This window comes from candidate division KSB1 bacterium (assembly GCA_024655945.1).
In the GTDB taxonomy this organism is placed as follows: Bacteria; Zhuqueibacterota; Zhuqueibacteria; order JANLFK01; family Oleimicrobiaceae; genus Oleimicrobium.
On record JANLFK010000012.1, the window covers coordinates 98980 to 116284 of the forward strand.

Genomic DNA, 17305 nt, shown 5'->3' on the forward strand with positions numbered 1-17305 from the left:
TACCCCTATCGCCCGCGCACGTCGCCTTGTTTCTCCTCGAAGTGGTGCTTGATGGTGTGCGCCTGATAGATGAAGATCACCTCCTCGGCGATGTTGGTGGAAAGGTCGGCGATACGCTCCAAATTCTTGCTGATGATGATCAAGTGGAGGGCCCGTGAGATGGTGCGGGGGTCCTCCACCATGTAGGTGAGGAGCTCGCGAAATACCTGGTCGTCGAGGTTATCCACCTGGTCATCGCGCACGCAAATGTCCTTGGCCCGCTGCACGTCGCCGGTGACAAAGCTCTGGATGCTGTCCTTGACCATCTCCTGCGCCAGCACGGCCATGCGGGGGATGTCGATGAGCGGCTTAAGTTGCTCCTGCTCGCACAGCACAATCGCCCGCTCGGCAATGTTGACGGCGTGGTCGCCCATGCGCTCCAGGTCGTTGTTGATCTTGATGGCCGAGGTGACAAAGCGCAGGTCGCCGGCCATCGGCTGATGCAACGCCAGAAGCTTGAGGCACTGCTCGTCGATGGCGATCTCCAAGCTGTTGATGGCGTCGTCGCCGGCGATTACTTGCTCGGCGAGAGACTTGTCGCGGTCCACCAGCGACGCCACCGCCTTGTTGATGGCGCCCTCCACCAACGCGGCCATGTGCGTCAAGGTGGCCTTGAGCTCTTGGAGCTGCTCATGAAAGTGTCGTTCCATGGGATTTTTCCTCTGCTGGTGAACGGGCGGGATCATCCGAAGCGCCCGGTCACATAGTCCTCGGTCCTCTTCTGGCGTGGCCGCGTGAAGATCTGATCCGTCTCGCCGAACTCGACCAACTCACCAAGGTAGAAGAAACCGGTGTAGTCCGACACCCGCGCCGCCTGCTGCATGTTGTGCGTGACGATGACGATGGTGTAGTGTTGCTTGAGCTGAAAGATGAGCTCCTCGATCTTCTGCGTGGCGATGGGGTCGAGCGCCGAGGCCGGTTCGTCCATCAAAATCACTTCCGGCCGCACGGCCAAGGCCCGCGCGATGCACAGCCGTTGCTGTTGCCCACCGGAAAGGTCCATAGCCGATTTGTTCAGACGGTCCTTCACCTCGTCCCACAAGGCAGCGTCCCGGAGGCTTTCCTCCACCCGCTGCGCTAACACTGCCGGGTCGCGCACGCCGTGAATGCGCAACCCATAGGCCACATTGTCGAAAATCGACTTGGGAAAAGGGTTGGACTTTTGAAACACCATCCCCACCTTACGCCGTAGTTCCACCACATCCACGCCCCGGTCATAGATGTCGACGCCGTCAAGGAGAATGGTGCCCTCCACGCGCGTCCCAGGAATGATGTCATTCATGCGGTTCAGGGAGCGCAAGAAGGTGGATTTGCCGCATCCGGACGGGCCGATAAGGGCAGTGACCTTGTTCGCCGCGATGTCCATGGTGACGTCGCACAGGGCCCTCACGCTCCCATAGTAGAAGCTAAACTTCTTAGTTTGGATCTTCGTATTTTCCATCTCTGCGCCTTGTCCTTGACCTTTCTATGCGCGGCGGAATTTCCTGCGGAACCGGTAGCGAATGAGCACCGCCCCGAGATTCAGGAGGAAGATGAGCATGACCAGCACCAGGGCCGTGCCGTAGGCCAGGGGCCGCACTTTGCCAATCTCGTGGTGCTGGGTGGACATGATGAACAAGTGGTAGGGCAGGGCCATGAACTGCGTGGTCAAGACCTTGGGGAAGGGTGCGAGAAAGGGCCAGAAGAATGCCGCTCCGGTGAAAAGGATGGGGGCCGTCTCGCCAGCTGCCCGCGCCAGTCCCAGAATGGTACCGGTGAGCATCCCCGGCACTGCGTAAGGCAGGACGTTGGTGCGGATGGTCTGCCATTTGGTGGCACCCAGGGCAAGGGCCCCCTCGCGGTAGGAGAAGGCCACGGTCTTGAGTGCCTCTTCGCTGGCGGTGATAGTCCAGGGCAAGGTGAGCAGCCCCAGGGTGAATCCTGCCGCAAGGACCGACAGCCCAAGATTGAGCGTAAGTACGAACAAACCGAGGCCGAAAAGTCCATACACGATCGACGGCACGCCGGAAAGATTGCGAATGGCCACCCGGATGAGTCGGACAAGCCGCCCTTGCCGGGCGTACTCGTTCAGATAGATGGCTGCGCACATGCCCAGGGGCACGGAGACGGTCACGGTGACCAAACTCACCCAGAACGTGCCGACAATGGCCGGCCAGATGCCTCCGGCGGTCATCCCTTTCGTCGGCTTCTGGGTGATGAACTCCCAGGTGACCGCCTTGCCGCCCTTGGCCACGATGTCGTACATGATGAGGACCAGCACCGCCACGACAAGCAGCGCAGCCAACCCAAGGAGCGCAAAACCTAAGGCTTCGCTGAGCTTCCTCCACCACTTTCTCATCGCCGCACCCGCTGGAAGCGTTCCAAAACGAGGTCCGAAACCACGTTGACGGCAAAGGTCATGCAGAAGAGCAGCAGCCCGATGACAAACAGCGACTGATAGTGCAGGCTCCCCTGCACCGTTTCACCCATCTCGATGGCAATGGTTGCCGTCATCGTGCGCACCGGGTCGAGAAAGCTTCTGGGCACGGCTGCCGCGTTGCCCGTGGCCATGAGCACGGTCATGGTCTCGCCAATGGCTCGTCCCATGCCCAGCATCACCGCCGCAATGATGCCAGAGGAGGCAGAGGGAAGCGTCACGTGCACCAGCGTCTGCCACTTGGTGGCGCCAAGCGCCAAGGAGGCGCTCTTGAACTCCTGGGGTACTGAGACGATGGCGTCTTCGCAGATGCTGACGATGGTCGGCAGGGCCATGACCGCCAACAAGAGGGCGCCGTTCAAAGCACACAGGCCGCTGGGCATGTGAAAGAGCCGCGCTATGAAAGGACCGACAAGCACCACGCCGAGGAAGCCAACTACCACCGACGGGATGCTGGCAAGGATTTCCACGACGGGCTTGAGAAACTCCCGCACCTGCGGCGGTGCCACATCGGCAAGGAAGGCGGCACAGGCCACCCCCACCGGCACGGCGATGGCCAAAGCCCCGAAGCTCACCATGAACGTGCTGAGCACCATGGCCAGTATCCCATAGGAAGCCCGTTCCGGCGAGGTGGGATCCCAGCACAAGTGGAAGAGAAACTCACCCACCCCAAGCTCCTTGAGTGCCGGCAAGCTTTCGGTGAACAGAAGGGAGAAGATGCCAAGGAGGATGACGATGGCCAACACCCCGTTTGCGGCGAAGAAGAACCGCAGCGCGTTCTCCTTCAGGTCGCGCCACGAAGAAAAACGCCTGCGTAGGTTATTCCTTGGCTGTCTTGACAAATGCCCTCCTCAAACCAAGTCCTGCCCAAGTCCGGTTCTTGCTCTTTGCAACCGGGCAAATATAGCGTGCCCATATTACATCCATGTTACAGAAAAGGCGCCTCCGGCAGAATTTCTTTCCGGAGGCGCCTTCTCCTGGAGGAGCCTGCCCAGGGCCTCTGGCCCAGCCGTTAGAAACCGAGCTTCTTGTTCGCCTCCAGGTACTTTCCGGAAACCGGGTAGAAGCCCATCTCTTCCACAATCTTCTGCCCCTCCGGTCCGAGCTCGAAGGCGATGAAACTCCTGACCGCGCCCTTTGGGGTACCCTTGCTGTACTGGTAGAGGGCTCGCGCTATGGGATAACGCCCACTGGTGATGTTCTCGGTGACCAGCGGCGACACCCCTGGCGACTTTGCCTCCTTGGCGACATCGACCACTTTCAGGCCCGGTATGACTTGCCCATGTTCATCACGCACGTAGCCGACACCTACATAGCCAATGCCGCCCCTGTCGGTGCGCAGGGCTTCGACGATCTGCGCGTTGCCGTTCATCTGCTTCATCCTGGGCGAGTAGTTCTTGTTGCCCAAGACGAACTCCTGGAAGAAGACGTAGGTGCCCGAGTTCGGCTGGCGCCCGTACAGGGAGATCGGCAGATTCGGCCCGCCTACCTCGCTCCAGTTGGTAATCTCGCCGCGGAAGATGGCGCCAATCTGCTCCTTGGTGAGCTTGGTGATGGGGTTGCTGCTGTTGACCGCGATCGAAAGGGCATCGATGGCGATGGCAATCTCCACCGGGATGACCCCGTTTTCCTTAGCAGCAGCGTATTCCTTCTCCTTCATCTCCCGCGACGCGTTGGCGATGTGCACGCGATTGGCAATGAGTGCAGCGATGCCCACACCCGATCCACCCCCGGACACCGCACACGCCACCTGCGGGTTCTTTTCCATGTACACCTCGGCCAACCGCTGCACCAGGTTGACCATGGTGTCGGAGCCCCTAATCTGCAACAGCTCTTGCGAAAAGAGCAAGGTGGGGACAAACACCCCTGCGAGCACGATTGCCATGATTCTTCTCATCTCGAAACCTCCCTTCGGTTGGTTGGAGCTACTCGACAACTATCTTGCCGGAGCTGTAGTTGTACGATACGGTCAATCGAGCAGTGACATCGCTGTCGACCTTTGGCGCCGCGTACTTCTTGACAATCACATTCGGCATGACGTGAATACCGGCCACGGGGATGTAATCCAGACCGGCAAAGATGGTCTTTTCCTCGTTTTTCTCTCCGCCGATGAGAACCCCGTTCTTGAAAGAAGTAAACACGTCAGCCTTGGTGTTGGGGTCGAAAAAGTCGTAGCGCGCAAAGGCCTTGAGTTTCGGGACCGGGGTGATGACGGAGGCGAACACCGAATACCCGAATCGCTGCACATCTGCCGGCGCAAAGGTTTTCACCGCGTTCGCCTCGATGATGACGTCGCTGATGCCTGATTCCTTGTTGGTCCGGTGAAAGACCTCCGCCCCAAGGGAGAACCTGCGGTGGTCATACCCCACGAATGCCTTAAGGGTATGGTAGCTGCTGGCCAACCGATAGTCCTTTGCGGAACTCAGCTCCGCGACCGTCTGCGGCTCACGTTTGGCCAGATTCTCAAAGTCGGCATACCCCTCGATAACGAGCCCACGCAGCGGCGTCAGCCACAAGGCATATCCCACCTTCTTGAAACGGTCAATCTCCGAGGAGCCGTAACCGGTGCCGTTGAACACCGCCAGCCAATGGTGGACAGTGCTCCCCAAGAGATCGCCCTTGATGGCCATACCCATGTCCGCCGAGGAAGAGATCTTGTTCAGGTCCATGATCGTCTTCTCGATGGAGCGGTAGCCCCAAAGCTCCTCGCTGTTCTTGAAGGCATTGGTTTCGATCATGCCCACGTAAAAGTCCTGGCGAGGCAGAAGGCCTGACCACTGCAGGAAAGCGTGTTTGACGAAGGGGTTGATCTCCTTGCTCTCGCCGTATTTCTCGCTCTCTGACTCTAGCCGGAAGCGCACTTTGATCGCCTCGGTGATGTTATTCTCGAAGGTGAAGTAGATGCGCCGGAAGGTAAATGCGTTGCGGTCTTGCTCAGCCGGAGAATGGTTGGACAGGTTGTAGTAGTAGTCGCCGAAAATGACCCCGTCGACCTTTGAGGTGGTTTGGGCATGCGCTATGCCAGCCACGCACAGCCCCAACGCTACTACTACCGCCATTGCCTTGAACCTCATTGCTTTTCCTCCTCACTGTTCAGTTCGGTTGCCCACACGGTGGGTACGAGTACTTTTGTCCTTGGGACGATGTTCAACAGTTTTTCATGGCCGCTTCCTCCTTTGCTTCTCGTTGCTCCCTGCGTCTGGTGCTGCCGAGCTGCCGACGCCAAGGGCTCCACCACTCATTTTTCGAGGGCAAATTTAGAAACGGCATGTTACGCGGAGATTACGCGCACATTGAGATGGTGTTAAATCGACACGGAGAGGGGGTTTTCTGGGGAAGGCCTGGAGCAGGTGGGAAAAGGGCTTTCAGGCGGCGGGAAGGGTGAACCAGAAGCGACTGCCCTTACCGAGCTCGCTCTCCACGTGGATGGTACTGCCGTGCTTTTCGACGAGGTGTTTGACAATGGCCAGCCCCAAACCTGTGCCCCCCATGGCGCGGGAACGCGTCTTGTCTACCCGGTAGAAGCGCTCAAAAATGCGCTCGTGGTACTTGGGGTCGATGCCCATGCCGGTATCAGACACCTCTACGACTAGTTGGCCCGACGCATCGCTGTGGCCGCGCAGGGTCACTGACCCACCCGCCCCAGTGTACTTGAGAGCGTTATCCACCAGGTTGGCGAGGACGATGTGCATGGCATCTGGGTCGACCAACGCCTTCAGTCCTGGGGCGGCCTTCACCGTCAGCGTAACCCCTTTCTCGGTTGCCCTGCCCGCGAACTCTTTGGCCACGGTCCGGAGGAGCTTCTGCACCGGTTGGGGCACGAGCTTGAGCGCCCCCTTTTCTTCGCTCTCGGCCAGCGTCAGGAGGTCGGAGGTGAGGAATTCGAGCCGCTGCGCCTGTTCGCGGATGCGCCGCAGATAACGCAACCACTGCTCTGCCGGCATCTTTCCCCCATCGGCCAGCAGGGTCTCCGTGTAGCCGACGATGGCGGTCAGTGGGGTCTTGAGCTCATGGGAGGCGTTGGCGACAAAATCGCGCCTAATGGTCTCCAGCCGCTTCCGCTCAGAAATGTCGTACAATTGGACCAAGGCACCAAGGGGAGATCCCTGTTCGAAGCCAAGCGCGGCAATGCTGTAGCCGATCGAGAGCTTACGTTCCTGCGTAAAGGCCTCCAACTCGCCGCTTTCCCGCACCCCTGTTGCCAGGACGCGATCAACCGCCGCCACCAGCTCTGACGAGCGTACCAGTTCCACGAGGTCCTGTCCCCTTGCTGCCAGAGGCTCCCCGCCAAAAATGCGGAATACCGCGCGATTTGCCTGCAGAACGTGGCGGTGGGCATCCACGACGAGAATACCGCAGTCCAGGAGGTCGAGGAGGTGCTGGAGCTCTGCCTGTGCCTCCTCTGCCTGCTTGGCGCGCTGGTGCAACTGGCCTGTTAGATGATGGAGCACCAGGGCCAATTCGCCCACCTCATCCTGGCGGTGGATGGGAAAACGGACTTCCGCCCCGATGGCCAGTCTGTGGCAGGCCGAAACCATCTCCCGCACTGGGCGGGTGACCACGGCGCTGAGAAGTGTTGCCAAACCAATGATGACAAGCAGGCCGACACAATTCGCCCCGACCATGAGGAGAACGATGTCGTGCAGGGCTGCGTCCACGTGCTCGGCATAATGAGCTAAACGCACGAAGCGGACCGGCGCAGAGGGTACATCCACCTTAGCTGCAGAGTAGTAGATGGTCCGCCCCATGGTGGGGCTGCGCCGGTGGCTGCGCCCAAAGCCGCTTTGGGCCGCCTGTTGTACCTCGGGGCGCTGCAGATGGTTGTCCATGTGCCCCACACCGGCAGGCCCCACGTCCGAGTCGGTGAGCACAGCACCGCTGGCATCGATGAGCGTGATTCGTGCTCCCACTGCGTCGCGGAGGCGATAGGTCAGCGCCCAGAGGTCGTCGCTTTGGTCCATGCCCGCTGCGCTGGCTTGCTCGAGCAGGGCGAGTGCCAGTTGCGCACTCCTGTCCAGGTCGCCTATCGTCTGCTCGTGCCAGTAGTTGCGGATAGTGCGGTAGAGGACGAGATCGAAGACCACAAACCCGCACAGGGCAACCAGCGCGATGGTCAAGGTAAACTTGCCACGCAGCGACCTGAACATGGCCTGCTACTCCTCTATGTCGGCTCGATAGCCGAATCCCTTGACGGTGACCACGAGCTTGGCCCAGGGGCCGAGCTTTTCGCGCAAGCGCCTGATGTGCACGTCCACAGTGCGCTGGCCGCCGTAGTAGTCGTACCCCCAAACCTGATCCAACAGCTGCTGTCGCGACAGCACCCGACCTTTTGCCGCGATCAGCGCCCGGAGCAGGAGGAACTCCTTTGCCGTGAGCACGATCTCCTTGCCTGCACCAGTAACGCGGTGGCGGGAGAAGTTCACCTCGAGGCCCTGCCACATGAATAGCTCATCTTCGCCCTGGCGATGGCGGCGCAACACCGCCTTAACGCGCGCCACCACCTCGCGCGGCCGAAACGGCTTGGTGATGTAGTCATCGGCGCCCTGCTCAAGGCCCTGCAGGATGTCCGCCTCTTCCGAGCGCGCGGTGATCATGATGATCGGCAGCGTCGCGGTCTCTTCACCGCGGCGCAGGTAGCGCGCAATCTCCCAGCCGCTGCGGCCGGGTAGCATCAGGTCCAGCAAAACCAGGTCGGGCGGCCGCTCCTCGATGGCCGCCAGGCCGTCATCGCCGTTGGCAAACACCTCGACATCAAACCACTCCTGCGCAAGATTGTGCCGCAGGATTTCGGCGATGTCAGGATCGTCCTCAAGGATGTAGACGGTTGCCTCCATACACCCTCTGCGCCCAGTTGCCTCAGGGTTGCCCAGCCTCAGGCACGTTCACCTTGACAGGCAGCGAAACGCGGAGTCCCTGCCCAGGCCCCTCGCGCATGTTCTCAACGCGGAAGTGCAGAAGAACCCTTCCGCTTCCCTTGCGTGCGGTCTGGGCAGCACGCAAGCGCACCAGACTAATCCTCTCTGCAGGCAGTGTGACCTTCTCCGGCGGCATCAGGTAGTCGCCCTCGCCCTCGGCAGTCAGTTCAAGAGCCACGGGCAGGCTGTTGTGCACCTGCAGTTCCGCCGACCGGCCAGCGACCACCTCCAGACCCTGGTTCACCGCTGACACGCCTTGTTCAAAGAGGGCCTGCAAGAACTTGCCCTCGCCGATGAGGAGGCTTTCCCAGTAGACGACCGTGCGCCGGGCGCGCAGCGCCTCCTTGATGGCCTCGGCACTTCGTTGCCGGGCGAAGACCAAGGTCAGCGGCCGGTGTTCACCGGCGGCGAGGTCGTATTCCATCGCCACGGGGTCGTGGGCGTCCGAGTTGCCCAACAGGGTGAGGTTCTTCTCGGCGCACCAGGTCTGCACGTCCGGATAGTACTCGTGCGAATTGACCACTTCGATGCCATGCAGCCATCCCTTCTGCAAGAGCTCGGTGTGCTCGTCGTACCAGACAGGGATGGTGCCCGGCTGCCGCCATCCGGGGTGATTCCAGAAGACAAAGGCGCCCTGGTCAATTGCCGCCTTGATCGCCTGACGCCAGTCGTCCACCGCCAGCGCATCCGCGTCGCTGAGAAAAATAGCATTGAAATGGCCAGGAGGCATTGAGCGGCTGATCTCCCCTCCTCTGATCAAGATCAGTCCCAGCTCCTGTGCCCGCGCCTTGGCCTTGTCGAAGGAAGTGTTGCTGCTGCCCGTGACCTCCGCCCGGTGATGGCGACCTTCGAGGTGCTCGGTGAGGGCGATGGCGTCCAACCCCTGCCGCCACGCCTCTTCCACCCGCGCCGTCGGCCACACCGTGCCATCGGAGAACACCGTGTGCAGGTGAAAATCGCACACCAGGGTCACATAGCCAGGAAGGTCTGGAAAGCGCAGCGGCTTGCGCCCGTCACCCAGTGCAGGCACTGCCAGCAAAGCAAGGAACGCAACAAGAATCCGGTGTCGTCTTGACCAAGGATGGTGTCGCATTGTCCTCTCCCTCCTACTCGATGCGTCTCCCAAAAGGCACCAGCGCAAGGTTCACTAATTTCAGGTGCTGTTTTGCAAATGGCAGGCCGACTATGGTGATGGCAAAAAGGGCTGCCAGGAGCAAGTGCAGAAGGGCTATTTCCAGCCCTGCCACAAGCAGCCAGATGACGTTCATGATGGTGGCCAGGCAGCCGGTGGACCGCTCAGTGCTCACCACCCGCCTGCCAAAAGGCAACAGCGCCAGGGGCGATAATTTGAAACATTGAACCCCAAAGGGAATACCGATGATGGTCAGGCAGAGGACTATTCCCCCAAGCAGATACCAGAGGAACAACAAGAAACCACCGAGCACGATCCACAGGATGTTGCCGAGCACGCTCATGGGTACCTCCGTCACCCGGTTGCCACCGCAGCAACTTCCTCAGCAGAGCCCAGGGAGTTTGTCGCCGCCATTTTGCGGCAATATACGCACTTCCAGGACGAATGTCCAGCAATTTCTTCTGCGTGCTCGGACTCTTCGTCCTGCCGGGAGAAAAGAGGGGAACTTTTTGCCGAGCGACGCACAGCTTGTCGCCCGCCTTCACTTACCAAGAACCCGTGGTACCCTCGGCCGGAGACACGACCAAATGCGTTGGAGGGCTCAATTCCGCGTTCGCTCGATTCGCGGTGCCCGAGGGCACTCCCCCGTCTTCGCTCAAAACTCCCCGCAGCGCAACAACAGCAGAGTGCAGGCGCGGACACACAAAATGCCGTGGTCGGCTAACTCCTGCTCCAGCTCTGGGCATTCGGCACCAGGGTTGAAGATGACCCGCGCCGGCTGCAGGGCGATGATGGCCGGGCCCGACTGGCGACTCTTTTCGCATGCCACGTACATGGTCACCGTGTGCACTGGCGGCTCGACCTGCGTAAGGTCGGCTACCGCGCGCAGCCCTTCGATCTCGCGCTGCACCGGATGGACCGGAACAACGCGATAGCCATGCTCGAGCAGCAGGCGCACCGCACGATTCGAGTAGCGCTCGCGCTTTGGGCTTGCCCCCACGACAACCACTGTCTTTGTTGCCTCACTCATTTGCCTGATCCAGCTCGCAAGGACCTTGCGTGCTCACCGTCGCGAGCGCTCCAAGCCAGCCCCTTCGCGGGCATCCGCCTTTTTGAGCAGGATGGCAAAGAGCAATCCGACACCACCTAAGCTTGCGAACATGAGAAGGCTGGCGGTGTAGGTCTTGGTCAGGTCGCGGAGCAGGCCGTTGAGCAGCGGAAAGAGCGCAAGGCCAATGTTCTGGATGGCCGTCATCAGACCAAAGGCCGTGCCGACGCGCTCCTGGCGCACAATGAGCGGCACCGATGGCCACATGGCCGCCGGCACAAGGACAAACGCCGCGCCCAGGGCAATCATGGGGTAGGCAGGATAGATATGCGTCAGGCCCATAAGGAGATGGGCAGGGATCATGAGCAGCGAGCCGATGATCATCAGAGTGGCTCGTCTGCCCACCTTGTCCACCAACTGCCCGGCAAAGGGCGCAAGAACCATGGAGGCGAAGATGATGATGGAGGAAATGCCACCGGCGGTGCTGAACATGTGCAGAAAGTTGTTGAAGACCTGGTGGAGAAAACCACCGCCGGCTTCGGCATAGCGCGCAATCCCCCATTTATCCACGAAAAAATCCGTGGAGAGGGCCGTGAACGGGAAGATGGCCGAGTAGAAGGTGACGCAGAGGAGCGTCACGTACCAGAAGGAAGGCCCAAACTCCTTGATGTCGCTGAGCACAATGCGCTCGCCCGCGCCTTCGTCCTTCAGCCGCAAGATGCGCTCGCCCCTCTTGTCCATGACCACGTAGAAGAGGTTGCCCAGCAGCGACACGCCACAGGCGATGACCGCCACCAGCAAGGCATAGCGGTAGCTGCCAAAGTAGCCGGTGATCAGCTCGCCGGTGTTGAAAGCAAACAGGGTGCCCAATCGGCTCACCGTGAGCGTGATGCCGAAGGACAGGGCGAGCTCTTTGTTCTTGAACCAGCGTGCCAAAATGGCACTCTGAGCCACGATGAGCGGCTCGGAGCCGGCGCCGAACACGAAGCGCCCCAGAAAGACAAGGGGCAGACTGCGCGCCTGCCACACGATAGCCGCGCCGAGAAAGACCAACGTGGAGAACATGATGCTCGCCCTGCGCGTCCCCAGCCGATCCACCAGCATACCACCGACGAGCACGGCCAGCACCGCGGCAATGCTGTACATCGTGTACATGGTGCCGACTGTTCCTCGTGCTGCACCCAGGTCTTCCACCAGCGAAGGGGCAATGGCCCCAACGATGTCATAGGCAAAGTAGCTGCCAAATGACAGCGAGGCCACAAACACCAAAATCGTGAACCGATAGAGTGCCCGCGAAGGGTGAAAGATGCCTACCGTCTTTGCCGCATTCGTCATCGCACCGTACCCTCGTCCTGTTCCACAGCTACCAGCTTCTTCGGGATAGTCTCCAATTCTCGCTCTGCGACCTTGCCCGATTGTGCTCCACAGCGCCACCTACCAGGTGAGCATGCCCACCTTGCCGTCCGCATCGCTGACCACCAAGCGACCTCCGCCAGCCGGCGCCACGGTATTGACCAGCGCCACGCCGAACCGATACCTCCAGCGCACCTGCCCGGAGGCCTCCACCGCGTACACATACCCGTTCTTGGTGCCAAAAAAGACCAACCCCTCTTTTTCCACCGGCATGGAGGGGTCGATGTCGTACCCGTAACCGCAGGCACAGCTCCAGACTGCCTGCGGGGACTGCGCGGCGCTGGTCATGGCCACCAAGGTGTCGGTCATGCAGCGCACGTACACCCGGGAGCTGTCCTCGGACAAGCCGATTGCTTCGCGCACCTGGTATCTTGCCGTTCGCCAGACCACTTGTCCGGTGCACACATCCAAGGCGGTCATGTGGCGATCCGGCGCGACGATGAACACCTTCCCTTTGGCAGCTACAGGCCAACAGGCGGCTGGCGAGTAGAGGCGGCCCTCCCGGCCACCGCGCCATCGCCAGGCCTCGGCGCCCTCTTCGCCTCGCACTGCAAAGAGATGGCCGTCCCACGCCCCGAAGATGACCATGCCGCGATAGAGCAGGGGAAGCGTCTCGATGAAGCCCTGTGCCTCCCGGTGCTGCCAGCGCAGGGCGCCAGAGTGCAGCTCAATTGCGTGCATCACCCCATGCCCGTCACCGACATAGGCTGTGCCGCCTGCGGCGCGAACCGCCGCCACCACCGGTGCCCCCACGTGCAGCTTCCAGCGCAAGCGGCCGTCCTCCACGCCAAGGCAGTACACATTGCTATCCGCGGAGCCGCAGACCACCAGCCCCTCGGCGATGTCCGCCCGGCCGTAGACGGGCCCTGCGGTCTGGTATTGCCAGCGCACCTGGCCGCTTTCCAGTTCCAGGCAGTTGATGCGCCCGCTGCCGTCGCCGACCACCACGACCTCCTCACCCACAACCGGCGGTGCGGCGATGGTCCACCCAGCCTCCCAATGCCAGGAAGTGCGCACCTGGGAGGCGGCGTTGACACTAAAGTCCGGACGCGCATGGGTCTCCTGCCTGTGCGGACGCACCCGCCCCGTGACGGGGACTGCGTGCCACTGCGACAGCTCATCTTTGCCCACCACTGCCTCGGCGAAGCGCAGACCATCCGGCCCCACAGTGACGACCGTGCAGCCAGCACCGTCTTTGCCGCGCAGCGTCGCGCGCCCCATGACACCAGGAATACCTTCAAAGTCCAGAGCCTGGTTGCCATGGCCGTGGCCGCAGAGAATGACTTGGGGGTTATGCCTCTTGAGCCGGTCGAGGAGCTCAAACCAGTTGTCGACGGAGTCATCCAGGGGATAGTGGGTGACCACGATGAGCGGCCTACGCGGCGGCAACGCCACCAGTACGGAATCCAGCCAGCGCCGCGTCTCCGGGCTCAAGTGGCCATCCCCCATGCGCATGATCGGCCCCTGGTGCAGGCCGACAAACTGATAGCCGCCGTAGGCAAAGCAAAAATTCTCCTTCCCCCAGAGCAAGGGGAAGGCCGTGCACCCCGACTCCGACCACTTGGTGTCATGGTTGCCAGGGATGATGTAGTAGTCAACTTGCAGGCTGTCCAGAATCTGCTTGGCCTGCACGAGCTCTGCGGTGGCGCCCATTTCGGTGATGTCGCCGGAGATGACTACAAAGCGGCAAGTGCCGCGGCGGTTCACATCCTGCACCACGGCCCTCAGGTCCTCGGCACCCGTACCCCCGCCCACGTGCAGGTCGCTCAACCAGGCGAACTGAAAAGAGTCCTGACTGGCGACCCACTGGCAGGAGCCCAGAAGCAAGGCTGCCATCAGCACTTTGCGCCAGCTCATGGACACACCACCTCCTTGAAGCGGTCGATGGCAATGTTGCCGCCGCAAAGGATGACTGCGGCATTGGCGTGCCTGTCCGGCCGCGTCTGGCGCAGAAACTTGCACGCGCCTGCAACCGCGACACCCGCGGCCCCTTCGATGACCAGCCTGTGCTCCTCGAAAACCTGCCGCAAGGCGGCTCGAATCTCCTCCTCGGTTACCAGCACCCAGTCGTCCACCAGCTTCTGGCACAACGGGAAAGTGATGGCACCGGGTTCAATTCCCCCGGCAGTGCCGTCCGACAGGGTCGGCCGCACCGTGGCCTCGACGATCCGCCCCGCCTTGATGGATTCGTACATGGTGGGAGAATTGGCGGGCAAACAGCCCACCGTCCGCGTCTCTTGGCCACCCCCTTTCAGGTAGCCTGCGCAGCCGGCAATGAGGCCTCCGCCTCCCACTGCCGCAAACAGGTAGTCGATGCGCCCAAGCTCTCCTTCGAGCTCAACCGCAATAGTGCCCTGCCCGACCACCACGTCCAGGTCGTTGTAGGGCGAGATGTAGACCGCACCGGTCCGCCTTGCCGTGCGCCGCGCCTCCTGCTCGGTGACTGCGCAATCGTGGCCAAAGAAACGCAACTTCAAGCTTGAGCGCCGCAGCGCGGCCACTTTTTGCGGGGAGGCATTCTCCGTCAGGAAAAGCGTCCCGTGCAGCCTAAGCTTCTCGGCGGCGTAAGCCACCGCCAGCGCATGATTGCCCGTTGAGGCAGTGATTATGCCGGCCTCCCTCTCCTCCTGCCGCAGGCAAAGCAGCTTGTTCACCGCCCCGCGCGCCTTGAATGAGGCGGTCACCTGCACGTTTTCCATCTTGAGGAAGACACGACAGCCTACCTGTTCGCTGAGGGCCGCCGAATATTCCAAAGGCGTCACCCGGACTAAAGGGCGGATCCGCTGGCTTGCCTCCGCGACCGCGACTCGCAGAGGCACGTGCTCATCCTGGTAGTCACTTTTGGCCATAGATAACCACCCGCGGCCTGGGGCGGAGACCGCTCAGCTGCACGCGCCCCTGGCTGAATCGTATCGTTCCCTGCTTCTCGCCGTCGTCATAGTCCAGTCGGCCGTCCGCGCCACCGTAGACTTCCACCTCCACCACTGGCCCCACCCTGTTGTCCGTGCACTCGCGCTCCTCGCCATAGGGGACGATGCTGCCGCCTTTGACGTAGATGGGCATGGTGCGCAGGTCCACAGGCCGGGTGACCCACTCACCCCGAGAGCGTATCCGCTTCTTGGTCCAATAATCCCACCAGAGGCCGGCGGGCAAATAGAGCGTGCGCGTGCTGCACTCGGCAAGCGGCTGCAGGATGGGCGCGATGAGAAATGCATCGCCGAACAGGTACTGGTCCTCGATGTGCCAGACGTTGCAATCTCCCGGGTACTCAATAAGAAGGGCCCGCACCATCGGCTTGCCGGTGGCAGCACACTTGCGCGCCTGGTCGTAAATGTACGGCAGCAGACGGTAGCGGAGCCGCGCGTACCGGCGGAATATCTCCTCAGCTTCTTGGCCGAAGGTCCACGGTTCGCGCGGGTTATCGTTGCCTGCCCCATGGCAGCGCGCGTGGCTGGAGAAGAGGCCGAACTGCGCCCAGCGCACGTACAGCTCCGGACTTGGCCGCCCGATGAAGCCGCCGATGTCGTGCGAAAAGAACGGAAAGCCCGACAAACCCATGCTCAGCGCTGCCCGCACGGTGCCCGCAAGCCCAAAGAAGCTGCACTGGCTGTCGCCTCCCCAGTGGACAGGATAGCGTTGGCTGCCGGCTGTGCCGCTCCGTGCCCAGATGATCCATTCGCCGGTCACCTCGTGCACGGCATTGGCAATGGCAGCCGCATACACCAGCGAATAGAGGTTGTGAAAACGATGACCGGCGATGCGCGCATAGACCGCCTCCTCAGGAATCCCTTCGCCAAAGTCCACCTTGATGGTGGCCGCCCCCATGCGCAACAGCCCCTTGATCTGCTCGGTGTACCAGGCCGCCGCCTTCGGGTTGGAAAAATCGATTATCGCGTCGTCGAGCCACATCCCCTCCAAGCGCGCAGGGTGCCGGAACACATCCCCCTTGCGGTCCTTGGCAAAGTAGCCGCGTTTCACTCCTTCCAAGTAGTTCGGGTTGTTGGCACGGGGCGGCACAAAGTTGTACTGCCAAAGGCTGAGGCGATAGCCTTGCTTGCGGAGCTCCGCCATGTGCTTGGCCGGCTCCGGAAAACGGGTAGGCGAAAAGCGCAGGTCGCAGTTAAAATCCTCCTCGAACCAGTACGAATCCAAATGGAGCACGTCGGCCGGGATATGCCGCTGGCGCATGCCCTGGGCCACCTCGTGTACCACATGCCAGGAAATGTAGCTGTTGCGGCTCATCCACAAACCAAAGCTCCACACCGGCGGGGTAGGCGCAAAGCCCGTCAGCTCGCAATAGCGGCGCAAAATCTCTGCCGGAGCCGGGCCGTGAATCACAAAATAGTCCAGCCATTCCTCCTCCACACCGAAGCCTAAGGTGAAAGCCTCCATCGTGCCGATTTCCCACTCGGTGCGTGCCGAGCAGTTGACGAACAGCCCATAGCCCTGGGTACAGAGCAGGAAAGGCACATTGATGTAGCTCCGCGGCGTGCTGGTACCGATGGCATCCTTGTTCCAGAAATCGACCTGCTTGCCTTTGCGCACCACATGGTCGAAGCGCTCACCCAGCCCATACACCTCGTCTTGCCCGTCGAGCACAAAGGCGTCGAAGCAGGCATGCCGGCCTGGCAGTGCCGCAAGCGACATGTCGAAAATGTCCGAGGTGAAGAGCTCCGATTTGCGTTGCTGCCAAAAGAGCCGGCCATTTGCCTCGGTGGCCCAGAGGCGAAAGGGCGCCCTGTCGATGTGCAAGGTGATTGCCCCGCTGTCGACATCCCAGCCGGCTTCGTGCTCCCCCACGCGAAGCTGAAAGTCGCTGCGGGGCGTGCCGACCAGCATGCGCGCCTCTGGCGGCGGAAAGTCCGGCTCCTGGTCGGGCAAAGCCCCCCAGCCGAATCTGATGCGGAACACATCTGGCGACCAGAAGGTGATCTCCACGGCGACCGACGGCGACTCGGCCCCCAGTTGCTCGGCCATCTGGTGCATGTGCGTCTCATGCGTCCATACCGTGCGATTGAGGAAGGTGCGTGTGGCACACTGCAGTTGGAGGGCATTGCCGCAGTGGGCAAGCCCGAGCACCTCAGTCAAACGGTGAAAAAGAACCTTCTCCCCCCGCTTGAAGGCCATGGGTCCTTTGAGTTCGCTTGCCCCCTTCCCTGGGCGGGGGTTGTCCGACCGTGTCGTCATCCACCCTCCGTCAATGGTCCGCCCTTGCTACAAAACTGTAGCTCCGGGCGATCTTGATTGGCGCATCGCAAGAGATGTCCAACGCTCTGGCAGCCGAGCGTGCTCGCTTCCCCAGCTGAGGCAACACAGGGCTTGACCGCGCCCGTCGCCGCCAG

The 17305-nt window shown here is 61.4% G+C and carries 15 protein-coding genes; all 15 read right to left on the reverse strand.

Translation table 11 applies throughout. The features are described from left to right. Window positions 1–5: 5 nt before the first annotated feature. Window positions 6–689 (reverse strand): phosphate signaling complex protein PhoU, encoded by a 684-nt coding sequence (gene phoU, locus NUW13_13400; GenBank protein MCR4440012.1) that lies wholly within the window; start codon window positions 687–689, stop codon window positions 6–8. A gap of 32 nt (window positions 690–721) precedes the next feature. Next, window positions 722–1480, reverse strand: coding sequence for a phosphate ABC transporter ATP-binding protein PstB (pstB, locus tag NUW13_13405; GenBank protein MCR4440013.1), 759 nt, complete (start codon window positions 1478–1480; stop codon window positions 722–724). A gap of 24 nt (window positions 1481–1504) precedes the next feature. Next, window positions 1505–2377, reverse strand: coding sequence for a phosphate ABC transporter permease PstA (pstA, locus tag NUW13_13410; protein ID MCR4440014.1), 873 nt, complete (start codon window positions 2375–2377; stop codon window positions 1505–1507). After that, entirely contained in the window at window positions 2374–3243 is an 870-nt protein-coding gene (pstC, locus tag NUW13_13415) for a phosphate ABC transporter permease subunit PstC (GenBank protein ID MCR4440015.1), read from the reverse strand. The genes pstA and pstC overlap by 4 nt, the downstream gene beginning before the upstream one ends. Window positions 3244–3467: 224 nt before the next feature. Next, on the reverse strand, window positions 3468–4352 hold the full coding sequence (locus tag NUW13_13420) for a PstS family phosphate ABC transporter substrate-binding protein (protein ID MCR4440016.1): 885 nt from the start codon (window positions 4350–4352) through the stop codon (window positions 3468–3470). Window positions 4353–4380: 28 nt separating this feature from the next. Beyond that, window positions 4381–5529, reverse strand: a complete 1149-nt coding sequence (locus NUW13_13425) for a hypothetical protein (GenBank protein MCR4440017.1) — start codon at window positions 5527–5529, stop codon at window positions 4381–4383. A gap of 291 nt (window positions 5530–5820) precedes the next feature. Next, entirely contained in the window at window positions 5821–7602 is a 1782-nt protein-coding gene (locus tag NUW13_13430) for an ATP-binding protein (GenBank protein MCR4440018.1), read from the reverse strand. Window positions 7603–7608: 6 nt separating this feature from the next. Next, the gene (locus NUW13_13435; GenBank protein ID MCR4440019.1) at window positions 7609–8289 is read right to left on the reverse strand and encodes a response regulator; all 681 of its coding nucleotides are present in this window, start codon (window positions 8287–8289) and stop codon (window positions 7609–7611) included. Window positions 8290–8311: 22 nt separating this feature from the next. Further along, the gene (locus NUW13_13440; GenBank protein ID MCR4440020.1) at window positions 8312–9463 is read right to left on the reverse strand and encodes a PHP domain-containing protein; all 1152 of its coding nucleotides are present in this window, start codon (window positions 9461–9463) and stop codon (window positions 8312–8314) included. 13 nt (window positions 9464–9476) lie between these two features. Then, entirely contained in the window at window positions 9477–9845 is a 369-nt protein-coding gene (locus NUW13_13445; protein ID MCR4440021.1) for a YccF domain-containing protein, read from the reverse strand. A gap of 312 nt (window positions 9846–10157) precedes the next feature. Beyond that, window positions 10158–10532: a CoA-binding protein gene (locus NUW13_13450; GenBank protein MCR4440022.1), complete on the reverse strand. Its 375-nt coding sequence runs from the start codon at window positions 10530–10532 to the stop codon at window positions 10158–10160. 33 nt (window positions 10533–10565) lie between these two features. After that, entirely contained in the window at window positions 10566–11885 is a 1320-nt protein-coding gene (locus NUW13_13455; GenBank protein ID MCR4440023.1) for an MFS transporter, read from the reverse strand. A gap of 99 nt (window positions 11886–11984) precedes the next feature. After that, entirely contained in the window at window positions 11985–13820 is a 1836-nt protein-coding gene (locus tag NUW13_13460; protein ID MCR4440024.1) for a PQQ-binding-like beta-propeller repeat protein, read from the reverse strand. Continuing rightward, window positions 13817–14812, reverse strand: coding sequence for a threonine/serine dehydratase (locus NUW13_13465; protein ID MCR4440025.1), 996 nt, complete (start codon window positions 14810–14812; stop codon window positions 13817–13819). Before NUW13_13465 ends, NUW13_13460 begins: the two co-directional genes overlap by 4 nt. Next, window positions 14799–17150, reverse strand: a complete 2352-nt coding sequence (locus tag NUW13_13470) for an alpha-xylosidase (GenBank protein ID MCR4440026.1) — start codon at window positions 17148–17150, stop codon at window positions 14799–14801. Before NUW13_13470 ends, NUW13_13465 begins: the two co-directional genes overlap by 14 nt. Between the last annotated feature and the right edge of the window lie 155 nt (window positions 17151–17305).

Coding starts and splice junctions, on each gene's coding strand:
- phoU (MCR4440012.1), bottom strand. CDS start 689: ATGGAACGACACTTTCATGAGCAGCTCCAAGAGCTCAAGGCCACCTTG.
- pstB (MCR4440013.1), bottom strand. CDS start 1,480: ATGGAAAATACGAAGATCCAAACTAAGAAGTTTAGCTTCTACTATGGG.
- pstA (MCR4440014.1), bottom strand. CDS start 2,377: ATGAGAAAGTGGTGGAGGAAGCTCAGCGAAGCCTTAGGTTTTGCGCTC.
- NUW13_13420 (MCR4440016.1), bottom strand. CDS start 4,352: ATGAGAAGAATCATGGCAATCGTGCTCGCAGGGGTGTTTGTCCCCACC.
- NUW13_13425 (MCR4440017.1), bottom strand. CDS start 5,529: ATGAGGTTCAAGGCAATGGCGGTAGTAGTAGCGTTGGGGCTGTGCGTG.
- NUW13_13430 (MCR4440018.1), bottom strand. CDS start 7,602: ATGTTCAGGTCGCTGCGTGGCAAGTTTACCTTGACCATCGCGCTGGTT.
- NUW13_13435 (MCR4440019.1), bottom strand. CDS start 8,289: ATGGAGGCAACCGTCTACATCCTTGAGGACGATCCTGACATCGCCGAA.
- NUW13_13440 (MCR4440020.1), bottom strand. CDS start 9,463: ATGCGACACCATCCTTGGTCAAGACGACACCGGATTCTTGTTGCGTTC.
- NUW13_13445 (MCR4440021.1), bottom strand. CDS start 9,845: ATGAGCGTGCTCGGCAACATCCTGTGGATCGTGCTCGGTGGTTTCTTG.
- NUW13_13450 (MCR4440022.1), bottom strand. CDS start 10,532: ATGAGTGAGGCAACAAAGACAGTGGTTGTCGTGGGGGCAAGCCCAAAG.
- NUW13_13455 (MCR4440023.1), bottom strand. CDS start 11,885: ATGACGAATGCGGCAAAGACGGTAGGCATCTTTCACCCTTCGCGGGCA.
- NUW13_13460 (MCR4440024.1), bottom strand. CDS start 13,820: ATGAGCTGGCGCAAAGTGCTGATGGCAGCCTTGCTTCTGGGCTCCTGC.
- NUW13_13465 (MCR4440025.1), bottom strand. CDS start 14,812: ATGGCCAAAAGTGACTACCAGGATGAGCACGTGCCTCTGCGAGTCGCG.
- NUW13_13470 (MCR4440026.1), bottom strand. CDS start 17,150: ATGACGACACGGTCGGACAACCCCCGCCCAGGGAAGGGGGCAAGCGAA.